The organism is Allobosea sp. TAB14, from assembly GCF_052113865.1.
Classification (GTDB): domain Bacteria; phylum Pseudomonadota; class Alphaproteobacteria; order Rhizobiales; family Beijerinckiaceae; genus Allobosea; species Allobosea spartocytisi.
In genome coordinates, this window is the sequence record NZ_JBFRDQ010000136.1 from 1 (window position 1) to 11,492 (window position 11,492).

Sequence of the window (11,492 nt, forward strand, 5' to 3'; positions counted from 1 at the left end):
CTTCCAGGGTTTCCGATGCGCTGGCGCATTTCGTTTCCGGCTGCGGCTGGCTGACGCCGGAGCGCAGCGCGCGGCTCGCACGCGAGGCGACCGAGCGCGTCGCGGTGGCGCTGGCCGCCGGCGGCGAGGCGACCGATGCGCCGGCGATCGTCGAGGTGCTGCGCGCGACCGGGCGGCTGACGCCCGGGCTGATGCTGCGCTCCCTCCTGAGCGGAGAACCGGCGCTGGCCGAAGCGGCCTTCGTCGCGCTGTCCGATCTGCCGCCGGGGCGTGTCGCCGCGCTGCTGCGCGACCGACGTGGGGCCGGCCTCAAGGCGCTCTGCCGCAAGGCGGGCTTGCCGCCCGCGCTGGAACTGGCCTTCGTCGCCGCCATCCTGGCGCTCAATGCGCGCGGCTTCGACGCGGGCGCGGCGCGCTGCGGCATCGACCGGGCGCTGCTGCGCGAGGTGCTTGCCGCCTGCGAGGCGATGGAGGGGCCGGAGGCCGACGCGCTCGTGGCGTTGCTGCGCCGCATGGACGCCGAGGCCGCGCGCGACGAGGCCCGGCTGATGGCGGATTCGCTGGCCGACGACGCGGCCTTCGCCTTGCTGGTCGAGGCCGATCCGTCCTTCCTGATCGAGCTCGAAAGCGGCGATCTGCGCGACGCGGCCTGAGGGGCCTTCAGTAGCCGAACTGCTCGCGCAGGATCCGCTCGTCCAGGCTGTGGCCGGGATCGTGTAGCATGACCAGATCGACCGTCCGGTCGATTTCGATCGAGACCGAGGAAACCTCGTCGATCTGTGTGTGGTCGGCCACCGCACTGACCGGGCGCTTGTCTGCCTCCAGCACGTCGATCGTCACCTGGGCATAGTCGGGCAGCAGCGCCCCGCGCCAGCGGCGTGGCCGGAAGGCGGAAATCGGCGTCAGGGCCAGGAGCGGCGCGTCGAGCGGCAGGATCGGGCCGTTGGCCGAGAGGTTGTAGGCGGTCGAGCCGGCCGGCGTCGCCAGCAGCACGCCATCCGCGATGAGCTCTGCGAGGCGAACCTGCCCGTCCACCGAAATCCGGAGCTTGGCGGCCTGATAGGAACGGCGCAGCAGCGAGACCTCGTTGATCGCCTTGGCCGCGACGCGGCCGCCTTGCCGGTCGACGGCCTGCATCGACAGCGGGTGGACGACGCTGCGCTGGGCCGCATCGAGCCGGCGGCTCAGGCCGCGTTCCTTGAACTCGTTCATCAGGAAGCCGACCGAGCCCCGGTTCATGCCGTAGATCGGCGTTCCCGTGCCGAGAAAGCGGTGCAGCGTCTGCAGCATCAGGCCATCACCCCCGAGCGCGACGATGACGTCCGCCTTGGCGGGGTCGGCATTGCCATAACGCTCCGCCAGCTTGACGAGGGCGGCCTCGGCTTCCGGAGTTTCGCTGGCGACGAAGGAAATCGCGCCGAATCGCTCGGTCATGACGGGTCCTGAAGCGGCGGGCCTTGCGGCGTCACTGCCGATCTAGCACGGGGCGGGCGAAAGGCGCGAGACAGCCGGGCGACAAAAAAGGCCGGGCGAGCCCGGCCTCCCGTCACGCGGCGATGCGGCATCGCTCAGATCGCCGGGCTCCACTGCACGGGCACCATCTCGAAGCCGTTGCCGTCCTTGGCGATGAAGCCCGTGGCCGGGAAGGGCGCGTGGTAGAAGGCAACCTGCATGCGATCGGCCGAGACCATGTCGAGCAGCTTGCGGCGGGTCGCGGCCGCTTGCGGGCCATCCATGTCGAAGACCGCCGACCAATCGGGATTGCGGACGARGAGGGCGGGGTGGTTGGTCGTGTCGGACATGATCATCATCCGGCTGTCGCCGGAGGAGAGCGCGAAGACCGTGTGGCCGGGCGTATGGCCGGGCGCGGCGATCGGCGTGATGCCGGGCAGGATTTCCTTGCCGGGCTCGAACTGCCTGACATCCTTGGCGACGGGGCCGAAGACGCGGCGCACCCCGGCGAAGGCGCCCTTCATGGCGTCCGGCGCGGCATTCATCTTCGCATCGTCCATCCAGAAGGCCCATTCGGCCGATGGCACCATGGCTTCCGCGTTCGGGAAGACGGCGGTGCCGTTCTTGAGGCGGAAGCCGTTGATGTGGTCGCCGTGAAAATGGCTGAAGATGACGGTCGAGACATCCTTCGGGTCGAAGCCGGCGGCCCTGAAGTTCGCCATCCAGGTGCCGGAGGTCGGCGCACCGGAATCGCCGTTGCCGGTATCGATCAGCGTCAGCTTGCCGCCCTGCTGGATGGCGAGCGTGGTGAAGGTGATGTTGAGCGCGTCCTGCGGCAGGAAGGCCCCGGCCATCGCCTTCTTCACATCGCTCAGCTCCGCATTGCGCACGAAACCCTCGAGCGGGCGCTTGGCGAAGCCGTCGTTGATCGCGGTCAAGGTGATGTCGCCCACCTTGTAGCGATAGAAGCCCGGAGCCTGTCCGCTGGCAGGGGTTTGCGCCTGCGCGGGAGGCACGGCCGGGAGGCCGAGCGCCGCCGTGGCGGCAAGCGCGCCGGCGCCGGCCATGGTCTTCCGTCGCGATAACCGAATGCTCTGCATGATTTTTTCTCCCTCGGGACGCGGGGGAAGGTAGCGGCCCGGCCGATGCGTTCAACCGCCACCGGCCATCCAGGGGTCAAGTTTTCGTGAAGTCTGACAATGGCGGAGGGCTAGACCTGATCCTCGGCATCGGGGCGATGCCGTGCCAGGGCCCGCAGCATCGCGGCGCAGAGGGCGAGCGATCCCATCACGCCCTGCCCGGAGCACTCAGCCACAAGCGCCTGGAAGGCGAGACTGTCCTCGGAGGCGAAGCATTGCAGGCTCCAGCTCCAGCCCGGGGCCTTCTCGCGCAGCAGGGAGACGGCGATGTTGATGTCGGCGCTTACCGCGCCGAGCGATTTCCAGAAGCTGCCCTGCTGATAGATGCCGCCGGCCGGGGTGCGCCGCGTGGCGAGCCGCGTCGGCTTGCGGCGGACCGTGAAACCCAGCGCCTCGTAGATCTCGGCGTCGAGCTCGCGATTCGGCTTGCTGGAAGCCTCGCAGCGCTCCGCCAGCGCCAGAAGATGATTCCGGTCGTCCATTCGTTCCGCGACGTCGGTTGACGGCATTCCGGCCTCCGCGTGCGGCGGCCGGAACAGGTTGCTGCGGCATCCTATCGCATGGCGGGCGGCAGCGCCAAGCTGCGTCGGCACCGGGGCTTCACGACGTCCTGCCGGTTCCGCGGATCAGGGGCCGACGACGGCTCCTCGTGCCCTGCCACCGGGGACGCGGCAGGAACAGCCGATGCCGAGCGGCGCGCGCTCGTAGAGCGTGCACATCTTGACCGGGGTGCTGCAGCTTCCGCCCGTGCCGCCCGGCACGAYGGCATAGGCCGGGTAAGCCGGATAGACGGGGTAAACAGGGTAATCAGGGTAGTAGTCCGGATAGGCGGGGTAGGTCGCCAGCGCGCCAATCGTCGCCGCGGCCGCGCCCAGGCCCCAATAGGGGTAGCCGCCTCCGTAGCGGTAACGCGGCCCGTAAGAGCCGCGCCAGCCAAAGCCGCCGCTCCGGAAAGCCGCGCCCGGATAGAATCCACGATGGATACCGCGCCAGCCACCCCCGCCGCGCCAGGCTCCGCCATGCCAGCCGCCGGCGCGGAAGCCATGCCCGCCGAACTGGCGCTGGGCCAGCGCCTCGGTGCTGGCAGCAAAGAGCAGCGGCGTGACCGATGCCGCGATGAGAAGCAAGCGACGCATAGGCGCCTCCCGTACACACCTCACCCCGAAAGGAACAACTGCCGGCGCCCGTCGGAGTTCCTTCGACGCCACTGCGGTCAGTCGTCCCAGAACGGGCCGACCTTGCAGCGATAGCCGACGAAGCAGGCCGGCGTGTCGCGGCTCGGCACCCAGGCCGGGTCGATGAACTCGTCGAACTGGCAGAAGCTGCGATCCCGCACGAAGCGGTCATAGGTCTGCCCGCCGGTGCCGAGGACGATGGCGCCGCGCGAGAGCACATCCTGACGGCTCGCGGCGCAAAGGCGCGAGACGGTCGAAGGTCGCGATTGAGCGGCGGCGGCGTTCACGCTCAGGGCCAGGACGAGCATGGCTGCAAGGAACTTCATCGGGGCCTCCACGAGCGGCGCGAGGGATCGGTTCGCTGCCCGGCCGCCGCTCACCAGCATTATATCACCGCCCGGCGGCGCCGGCTTGTCTTCCGCACAGATCGAACCGTGGCGGAACGCGCGGTGCGCCTGACGGGGCGGTGGCAGTGGCGACAAGAAGAAGGACTGGTGCCGGCGGAGAGGATCGAACTCCCGACCTTCGGTTTACAAAACCGCTGCACTACCGCTGTGCTACGCCGGCAAAAACTTCAAAATCCCAATGCGTACCAGTTGGTTAGTCATCTCCCGGCACACGGAAAACCTACTTGCGTGTGTCGGATTTTGTGACGACGACCTTCTTGGCTGAAGCAAGGGCCACCGTCCTTATCCAAGATGACAGTGTGAGTCCAACCTCTTTTGTGGCGGCCTCGAACAGCGATTTCTCGCTGGGGGAGACGACCAGATTGATCCGCTCTGTCCTCCAACTCGGCATACTCAAAACTTACGCAACTTTGGCTCCCGCGGCGAGGGCAAGCAGGCCGTTGCGCGACGGAGCCCGGCGGTTCGCAAGGCAGGGTCGGCTATGCTACCCCAACGAGCATGGATGCGTTCTCAGACCAGCAGGCCGTCGCGCGCTATGCCGAAGGGCCGCCRCGCCTGGTGCCCGGTTTCGATAGTCTGCAGCGTATGGTCATGCTCCTTCTCGCGGAGCATGCGTCCGACGACGCGCGGATTCTGGTTCTCGGCGCCGGCGGGGGGCTCGAGATCAAGGCTTTTGCCGAGGCACGGCCCGGCTGGCGGTTCGACGGGGTCGATCCGTCCGCCGAGATGCTGAACCTCGCGAAGGTGACCCTTGGCCCGCTGGCGGACCGGGTCTGCCTGCATCACGGGCTGATCGATTGCGCGCCGGAAGGGCCGTTCGATGCCGCGACCTGCATTCTGACCTTGCATTTCGTCGAGCGCGACGAGCGCCTGCGCACGCTCGGGGAGATTCGGCGGCGCCTGAAGCCCGGCGCCCCGCTCGCGGTCGCTCATTTCAGCTTCCCGCAAGGAGCCGGCGAGCGCGAGCTGTGGCTCGCGCGCTATGCCGCCTTCGCCGTCGCTTCCGGCGTCGAGCCGGCGCAGGCCGAGAAGGCGCGCGAGGCGATCGCAGGCCGCCTGCCGATCCTTGCTCCCGAGGAGGACGAGCAGCTCTTGCGCGAAGCCGGTTTTGGCGCGGTCAGTCAGTTCTATATGGGCTTCGCGTTTCGCGGCTGGGTCGCCTACGCCTGAGCTGCAGTCACCCGCTGTTCGGCACGTCCGGCGTCGCGGAGCGTTCGGGTTCTTGCCTGGACGAAAAAAGCCCCGCCCTTGCGGGCGGGGCCTGAATCGTCGCCCTCAGGCGGCGATCATTGCAGGATGTTGCGATCCTTGGTTTCCGGCAGGAAGAGCAGGCCGATCACGAAGGTGCCGAGCGCCACGATGATCGGATACCACAGGCCGGAGAAGATGTTGCCGCTTGCCGCCACGATGGCGAAGGCGGTCGGAGGCAGGAAGCCGCCGAACCAGCCATTGCCGATGTGGTAGGGCAGGGACATGCCGGAGTAGCGGATGCGGGTCGGGAAGAGTTCGACCAGCAGGGCCGCGATCGGCCCGTAGACCATCGTGACGAAGAGCACGAGGATGAACAGGATGCCGACGGCCTGGAGGGCGCGGCTGCTGGAGAGCAGCTCACCGATCGAGGGCGTCTTCAGGATGCTCGGATCGCCCGCCTTCGGATAGCCGGCAGCCTGGGCGGCGGCCGTGAGTTCGGCAACTCCGCTTGGCGCGTCCTTGCCGTTGATCGTCGCCTTGAGCGGCGACCCAGCCGGCCCGGGCACCAGATCGTAGTGGATCGAGTTGGTGGCCAGCGCGCGGCGCACGACGTCGCAGGGCTTGGTGAAGGTCCGCACGCCGACGGGGTCGAACAGCGTGCCGCACTCGGCCGGATCGGCCGTGAGGACGAGCTTCACGTTCTCCGTCGCGTTGATCAGGTTCGGATTGGCCGTCTTCGCCAGCATGGTGAAGAGCGGGAAGTAGGTCAGTGCCGCGATCAGGCAGCCTGCGAGCAGGATGGGCTTGCGGCCGATCTTGTCCGAGAACCAGCCGAAGAAGATGAAGAACGGCGTGCCGAGCAGCAGGCCGAGCGCGATCAGCAGGTTGGCGGTCGTGCCGTCGATCTTCAGCGTCTGCGTCAGGAAGAACAGCGCGTAGAACTGGCCGGTATACCAGACGACGGCCTGGCCGGCCGTGCCGCCGAACAGCGCGATGAGGCCGATCTTGGCGTTCTGCCAGTTGCCGAAAGCTTCCGAGAGCGGCGCCTTTGACTGCGTGCCCTCTTCCTTCATCTTCACGAAGGCCGGCGATTCAGCGAGCTGGAGGCGAATCCAGATCGAGAAGCCGAGCAGGATGATCGAGAGCAGGAACGGAACGCGCCAGCCCCAGGCCGCGAAGGCCTCCGGCGACATGCTGAGGCGCAGGCCGAGAATCACGATCAGCGACAGGAAGAGGCCGACCGTCGCGGTCGTCTGAATCCACGAGGTGTAGAAGCCGCGCCGTCCCATCGGGGCGTGTTCGGCGACATAGGTTGCGGCGCCACCGTATTCGCCGCCGAGCGCGAGGCCCTGCAGCAGGCGGCAGATGATGAAGGCCGTCGGCGCGAGGTAGCCGATGGTCTGGAAGCTGGGCAGCAGGCCGACCACGAAGGTGGCGAGACCCATGACGGTCATCGTGACCAGGAAGGTGTATTTGCGGCCGATCATGTCGCCGAGGCGGCCGAAGAACAGCGCACCGAAGGGGCGCACCGCGAAGCCGGCCGCGAAGCCGAACAGCACGAAGATGAACTTCGCCGTATCGTTGTCGCCCGGCACGAAGGTCTGGGCAATGTTGGCGGCCAGCGAACCCGCCAGATAGAAGTCGTACCACTCGAAGACCGTGCCGGCCGACGAGGCGATGATGACCTTTCTTTCTTCCTTGGTCATCGGTCGAGGGGCGGCCCTCGAATCCGATGCTTGCGATGCCATGCTCATGGCGTTTGCCTCCCTTGGTGAATCCGCGTGCGGTCGGTTGTCCCGGCCGGTTCCTCGGGGCGCGGTCCGTCTTCGTTGGAGACGGTGTCCGCGCCGCCGGAATGGTCGAGAAACCCCGCCATTCCGGGTTGAATCAAAGGTTTGCGCGCGGAATGTCGCAGGTGCAATCAAGCACTTGGTCTTGCACCGTTCGTCTTAAGACTATCGGAGGAACGGTGCAGGGCGCCAAATCGAGGCGCGCATGGGCTGGTCAGGCGCCATGGCGCCACTATACTGCGAAGGTGGAGGCTTGACGAGATGCGGATGAGGAGGCGCGCCATGGCGTTGCGTATCATCGGCCTGTCCTGCGGCCTGTTGCTGGCGGCCGGACTATCCGTCGGCGAAGCCAGCGCCGCGGGGCGAGGCGGCGGTTTCGGGGCGGCGCCAGGCCCAAAGGCGATGGGTTTCGTTCATCGCTCCGGCACGGATTCTGCGCGGATCGGGCGGCATGCCCGCATGGCCGGTCACGGCTTCCGCCATGGCGCGCATCGCCGCTGGTCCTGGGCCGGGCCGGGCTATGCCGATCCATGGCTGTTCTATCCGGCGGACGACGCGACGGTCGCGGTGATCGAGCGACCCACTGAGACGGTGAAGCCGGTCGATCCCGATTCCTTCGAGAACCTGACGGCGCGGGCCGGCATCCGCCGGGAGCCGACGCCCGAGCCGACGATCTATCGGCTGGAGGGATCGCGCCTGCGGCCCGTGGCGTGGGTCATCCGTATCGGCGAGGCCGAGCCGCAGGGCGGCCGGCGGACGCGCTTCGCCCATGCCGAGACGGGCGCGCTGCTGCTGACCGTGCCGCGGCGCTGAACCGAATCAGCGGCGCCGGCTCGCCGCGTAAAGGGCGATCGCCGTCGCGTTGGAAACGTTGAGGCTGGTGATCGCGCCCGGCACCTCGAGCCGGGCGACATGGTCGCAGAGCTCGCGGCTGCGCTGGCGCAGGCCCTTGCCCTCGGCGCCCATCACCATGACGAGCGGGCGGCGCAGCGCGACATCGTCGAGCGTGACGTCGCCGTCCGAATCGAAGCCGACACGCAGGAAGCCGCGTTTTCCCAGCGTATCCAGTGCGTCGCCGAGATTGCGCACGGCGATGAGCGGGACATGTTCCAGCGCGCCGGAGGCCGATTTCGCCAGCACGCCGGTCGCGGCCGGCGAATGGCGGATGGTGACGATCACCGCGGCGGCGGCGAAGGCGGCGGCCGAGCGCAGGATCGCCCCGACATTGTGCGGATCGGTGATCTGGTCGAGCGCGAGCACGACGGCATCGTCGGGCAGACTGTCGAGATCGGGCGAGGGCAGGGGATCGCAGACGAGATAAAGGCCCTGATGCACCGAATCGGGCGTCAGCAGCCGGTCGATCTCCGAGGGGCGGACCAGCTCGGCCTCGACCGGGAGTTCGCCGATCTCCTCGCGCAGGCGGCGTAGCGCGTTCTCGGTGGCGAGCAGCCGCCGGAAGCGCCGCTGCGGGTTGCGCAGGGCTTCGACGACCGGGTGGACGCCGTAAAGCACGGCTTCGTCGATCTCGCCGGGGCGGTGCGGCGGCGGGGCGCCAGTGCGGCGGGCAGGACCGCCGGGCCGCTTGCCTCCGGGCCAGGCCTGTTTGGGACGGAAGGGCGGGGCCATCGCTTTCTCCAGAATTCTTCCGCCTGCCGTGCCACGGCACGGCGCGCTTGACCAGCGCGGAACGCACCGCGCCCTCTTCCTCGACCATGAAAGGCCTGAACAATGGCAGTTGCCAGCCATCGCTTCGTTGTCATCACCGGCGGTCCCGGCTCCGGCAAGACCACACTGATCGAGATGCTCGCGGCATCCGGACACGCCGTCATGCCGGAGGYGGGCCGGACGGTCATCCGCGAGCAGATGGCCGTGGGCGGGAACGGGCTGCCCTGGGGCGATCGGACGGGCTTCGCCGAACTGATGCTGGCGCATGATCTGCGCAGCCATGCGGCGGCGAAGGACCAGCCTGGCTTCGTCTTCTTCGACCGGGGCATTCCGGACATCGCCGGTTATCTCGGCCTGTGCGGGCTGCCGGTACCCGAAACCGTCACGCGCGCCGCCGAGGCGTGCCGCTATCGCGAGACGGTGTTCATCGCTCCATTCTGGCCGGAGATCTTCACGCAGGATGCCGAGCGCAGGCAGGATCCGGCCGAGGCAAAGCGGACCTATGAGGCGATGGTGGCGACCTATCCGCGCTATGGCTACCGGCTGCTCGAACTCCCGCGCGCCAGCGTCGCGGATCGCGCGGCGTTCGTGATGCGCCATCTGGCAGCGGAGGCATGAGCGAGCTTGCGCTTTCCGACAGGGAATTTGCGGCCGTGGCCTTTTTGCCGTTGACACGTCGCGGCCCGGTCACCATAAGTCCGGCCGCGCCTGCCGGTCGTCATGTGAGTGACATATCGGTGGCCCGCGGCTCTGAGAGCCGGTCATGGGCGCAGGCGGGGGAATGTCCCGAGCGGCAAAGGGGGCGGACTGTAAATCCGCTGGCTATGCCTTCGCAGGTTCGAGTCCTGCTTCCCCCACCACCTTTTTCCTAGGCACTTGAATTCCCTTCTTTTTTAGCGGCGTTTCCCGCACCTGATGATGAGGTGCGGGAATAGACGTTCTTTTCGGTTCCGGAATCAGGAGCGACGCGGCCTCTTCTGCGAGACGCTGTCGGTTCGCTGTCTTGGTGTAGAGCGCCGCCATGCCGCGACCGCTCCAACCGGAAATCGCGTCGAGCTGAGCGTCGGAAGCGTCATGGTTCGCGGCTCTCGTGACGCCCGCCTTCCGCAGGCCATGAGCTCGACCGGGGACATCAGCCGCGACGCAGGCGTCGGCGAACCAGTTCCCAAATCCTTCCTTGCTCATTGCCGTGTCGTCAGCCCTCGCGCGCGGGGTCGTCAAAGCGCGATCTTTGCGCCTGACTGCCGGGTAAGGACTCGATCCGAAAATGACGGCCGGTTTTCGCAGAGCAAATCAGGTCTCTTGCGCGATCACGTTTGAATAGGCCTTGGCGGCCCGCAGGATGTGATCGCGCAGGATGCGACGGAGATCGTCCCGGCTGCCGGAGCTGAATGCCTCGACGATCTCGCGATGCTCCAGGAAGGACGTATCACGCTCCCAGGAGCGGTCGACGGACAGATGCGCACGCAGCGCTGCCACCTGCCAGGAGATGGTGGCGAAGGCATTCGCGACGAAAAGGTTGCCGCAATTGCGGAAAAAGACCGCGTGGAAATCAGTGTCGCTGCTGGCATAGGCTGTGCCGTCCTGCTCGCGATGCGCCGTTTCCATGATTGTCAGTACGGTTTTGAGTTCCGCCTCGGTATTGTCCGCGGCGCCGTCGAGGCAGAGCATGACCGCCTCGGTTTCCAGCATCAGCCGAAAGCCCGCAAGCTGCTTCACATCCTCCAGCGAGGGGTCGAAGACGAAGGCGCCGCGATTGGGCACGATGGTGACGAGGCCGAGCGCGGCAAGTCTTGCAAGCGCAGCCCGCAGCGGCGTGCGGCTGACGCCGAGCGCCAGCCCCGTCTCGTCCTCAGGTAGGGCATGGCCGAAGGGCAGCTCGGCGTTGACGATGGCGTCGCGCAGGCGCTGTTCGACCATTTCCGCGAGCGAGCGCGGATGCTCCAGTGCCGTGAGGCCAGATGCGCGGTCGCTCGTTTGGGGACGGGGCTTGGTCGGGCGGCGGCTGGGATACATGGCTGGGCTCAGGCGTAGCGGCTCAGGCCGAGCACGCCTTCGTAGTCATGGATCGGCAAGAGCGCTTCGGCCCAGGCCGCCGTCGAGCCGTTCTGCTTGAGGTCCGAAGCGAAGCGCTGCATCAGCCGAGCATAGGCCAGCGTCGACGACAAGGGGAAGGCCAGCAGCTTGAAGCCGATCGATTCGAAGGTCGCGGCATCCAGGGCCGGCGTGCGTCCGTCGACGGAGTTGAACATCAGCGGTGCGTCGATGCTGCGCACGGCGAGACGCATCTCCTCCTCGCTCTGCAGCATCTCGATCAGGACAAGGTCGGCACCGGCTTTCGCATAGGCCTGGCCCCGCGCGATCGCCTCGTCGAGCCCGAGCACAAGGCGGGAGTCGGTGCGGCCGATGATCAGCATGTCCGGATCGCGACGTGTCTTCACCGCCTGCCGGATCTTTTCGGCATGTTCCTCGGTGGAAACCAGAGAAAGCCCGCTCATGGCGCCGCATTTCTTCGGCGTCAGCTGGTCTTCCAGGTGCAGCGCGGCGACGCCGGCCGCCTCGTATTCCGCGATGGTCCGCGCGACATTGTTGAGATTGCCGTAGCCGGTGTCGGCATCGGCAATCAGCGGCACCGAGATGCTGCCAGCGATCGCGCGGGCGCGGCTCGCCATC

General features: G+C 67.5%; 15 protein-coding genes and 2 tRNA genes. 5 read left to right on the forward strand and 12 right to left on the reverse strand.

Features of this window, described 5'->3' with window-relative positions; all coding sequences use genetic code 11:
• A partial coding sequence (locus tag AB4Y99_RS19225; protein ID WP_441524436.1) for a DUF2336 domain-containing protein occupies nucleotides 1–653 on the forward strand: 653 nt, incomplete at its 5' end.
• A 7-nt stretch (nucleotides 654–660) separates the two neighbouring features.
• On the opposite strand, the gene AB4Y99_RS19230 is transcribed toward AB4Y99_RS19225, so the two are convergent.
• From AB4Y99_RS19230 to AB4Y99_RS19260, 7 genes are all read right to left on the reverse strand, one after another.
• On the reverse strand, nucleotides 661–1,434 hold the full coding sequence (locus tag AB4Y99_RS19230) for an NAD kinase (protein WP_038358403.1): 774 nt from the start codon (nucleotides 1,432–1,434) through the stop codon (nucleotides 661–663).
• A gap of 134 nt (nucleotides 1,435–1,568) precedes the next feature.
• Nucleotides 1,569–2,519, reverse strand: a complete 951-nt coding sequence (locus AB4Y99_RS19235) for an MBL fold metallo-hydrolase (RefSeq protein WP_441524437.1) — start codon at nucleotides 2,517–2,519, stop codon at nucleotides 1,569–1,571.
• A 143-nt stretch (nucleotides 2,520–2,662) separates the two neighbouring features.
• Nucleotides 2,663–3,100 (reverse strand): hypothetical protein, encoded by a 438-nt coding sequence (locus AB4Y99_RS19240; RefSeq protein WP_133563429.1) that lies wholly within the window; start codon nucleotides 3,098–3,100, stop codon nucleotides 2,663–2,665.
• Nucleotides 3,101–3,217: 117 nt separating this feature from the next.
• Nucleotides 3,218–3,727 (reverse strand): hypothetical protein, encoded by a 510-nt coding sequence (locus AB4Y99_RS19245; protein WP_441524438.1) that lies wholly within the window; start codon nucleotides 3,725–3,727, stop codon nucleotides 3,218–3,220.
• Between the two features lie 77 nt (nucleotides 3,728–3,804).
• Nucleotides 3,805–4,092: a hypothetical protein gene (locus AB4Y99_RS19250; RefSeq protein WP_038359879.1), complete on the reverse strand. Its 288-nt coding sequence runs from the start codon at nucleotides 4,090–4,092 to the stop codon at nucleotides 3,805–3,807.
• A gap of 166 nt (nucleotides 4,093–4,258) precedes the next feature.
• Nucleotides 4,259–4,333, reverse strand: a tRNA-Thr gene (locus tag AB4Y99_RS19255).
• A 60-nt stretch (nucleotides 4,334–4,393) separates the two neighbouring features.
• Nucleotides 4,394–4,564, reverse strand: a complete 171-nt coding sequence (locus AB4Y99_RS19260) for a plasmid mobilization protein (RefSeq protein WP_370955584.1) — start codon at nucleotides 4,562–4,564, stop codon at nucleotides 4,394–4,396.
• Nucleotides 4,565–4,671: 107 nt separating this feature from the next.
• Here AB4Y99_RS19260 and AB4Y99_RS19265 point away from each other — a divergent pair, with 107 nt between their 5' ends.
• Nucleotides 4,672–5,343 carry a class I SAM-dependent methyltransferase gene (locus AB4Y99_RS19265; protein WP_441524439.1) on the forward strand — a complete coding sequence of 224 codons (672 nt, stop codon included), beginning with the start codon at nucleotides 4,672–4,674 and terminating at the stop codon, nucleotides 5,341–5,343.
• Between the two features lie 116 nt (nucleotides 5,344–5,459).
• On the opposite strand, the gene AB4Y99_RS19270 is transcribed toward AB4Y99_RS19265, so the two are convergent.
• A complete protein-coding gene (locus tag AB4Y99_RS19270; RefSeq protein WP_038358397.1) occupies nucleotides 5,460–7,070 on the reverse strand; it encodes an MFS transporter in 1,611 nt (536 codons plus the stop codon).
• A gap of 366 nt (nucleotides 7,071–7,436) precedes the next feature.
• Here AB4Y99_RS19270 and AB4Y99_RS19275 point away from each other — a divergent pair, with 366 nt between their 5' ends.
• A complete protein-coding gene (locus AB4Y99_RS19275; RefSeq protein WP_441524440.1) occupies nucleotides 7,437–7,967 on the forward strand; it encodes a hypothetical protein in 531 nt (176 codons plus the stop codon).
• A 6-nt stretch (nucleotides 7,968–7,973) separates the two neighbouring features.
• Here the strand turns inward: AB4Y99_RS19275 and rlmB are convergent, their stop codons facing one another.
• Nucleotides 7,974–8,780 (reverse strand): 23S rRNA (guanosine(2251)-2'-O)-methyltransferase RlmB, encoded by an 807-nt coding sequence (gene rlmB / locus AB4Y99_RS19280; protein WP_038358395.1) that lies wholly within the window; start codon nucleotides 8,778–8,780, stop codon nucleotides 7,974–7,976.
• A 102-nt stretch (nucleotides 8,781–8,882) separates the two neighbouring features.
• On the opposite strand from rlmB, the gene AB4Y99_RS19285 reads away from it, so the two are divergent.
• Nucleotides 8,883–9,437, forward strand: a complete 555-nt coding sequence (locus AB4Y99_RS19285; RefSeq protein ID WP_441524441.1) for an AAA family ATPase — start codon at nucleotides 8,883–8,885, stop codon at nucleotides 9,435–9,437.
• A gap of 157 nt (nucleotides 9,438–9,594) precedes the next feature.
• Nucleotides 9,595–9,679, forward strand: a tRNA-Tyr gene (locus AB4Y99_RS19290).
• Here the strand turns inward: AB4Y99_RS19290 and AB4Y99_RS19295 are convergent.
• The 3 genes from AB4Y99_RS19295 to AB4Y99_RS19305 all read right to left on the reverse strand — a co-directional run.
• Nucleotides 9,642–10,004: a site-specific integrase gene (locus AB4Y99_RS19295; RefSeq protein WP_441524442.1), complete on the reverse strand. Its 363-nt coding sequence runs from the start codon at nucleotides 10,002–10,004 to the stop codon at nucleotides 9,642–9,644. The two genes, AB4Y99_RS19290 and AB4Y99_RS19295, sit on opposite strands and share 38 nt — an antisense overlap.
• A 108-nt stretch (nucleotides 10,005–10,112) precedes the next feature.
• Nucleotides 10,113–10,835: a GntR family transcriptional regulator gene (locus AB4Y99_RS19300; protein ID WP_051987442.1), complete on the reverse strand. Its 723-nt coding sequence runs from the start codon at nucleotides 10,833–10,835 to the stop codon at nucleotides 10,113–10,115.
• An 8-nt stretch (nucleotides 10,836–10,843) separates the two neighbouring features.
• The coding region (locus tag AB4Y99_RS19305) for an isocitrate lyase/PEP mutase family protein (protein WP_441524443.1) at nucleotides 10,844–11,492 on the reverse strand (649 nt) is incomplete at its 5' end.

Bases quoted from the DNA above. Each gene is read 5' to 3' on its own strand.
- AB4Y99_RS19230 (WP_038358403.1), bottom strand. From the start codon at position 1,434: ATGACCGAGCGATTCGGCGCGATTTCCTTCGTCGCCAGCGAAACTCCG.
- AB4Y99_RS19240 (WP_133563429.1), bottom strand. From the start codon at position 3,100: ATGCCGTCAACCGACGTCGCGGAACGAATGGACGACCGGAATCATCTT.
- AB4Y99_RS19250 (WP_038359879.1), bottom strand. From the start codon at position 4,092: ATGAAGTTCCTTGCAGCCATGCTCGTCCTGGCCCTGAGCGTGAACGCC.
- AB4Y99_RS19260 (WP_370955584.1), bottom strand. From the start codon at position 4,564: ATGCCGAGTTGGAGGACAGAGCGGATCAATCTGGTCGTCTCCCCCAGC.
- AB4Y99_RS19270 (WP_038358397.1), bottom strand. From the start codon at position 7,070: ATGACCAAGGAAGAAAGAAAGGTCATCATCGCCTCGTCGGCCGGCACG.
- AB4Y99_RS19275 (WP_441524440.1), top strand. From the start codon at position 7,437: ATGGCGTTGCGTATCATCGGCCTGTCCTGCGGCCTGTTGCTGGCGGCC.
- rlmB (WP_038358395.1), bottom strand. From the start codon at position 8,780: ATGGCCCCGCCCTTCCGTCCCAAACAGGCCTGGCCCGGAGGCAAGCGG.
- AB4Y99_RS19295 (WP_441524442.1), bottom strand. From the start codon at position 10,004: ATGAGCAAGGAAGGATTTGGGAACTGGTTCGCCGACGCCTGCGTCGCG.
- AB4Y99_RS19300 (WP_051987442.1), bottom strand. From the start codon at position 10,835: ATGTATCCCAGCCGCCGCCCGACCAAGCCCCGTCCCCAAACGAGCGAC.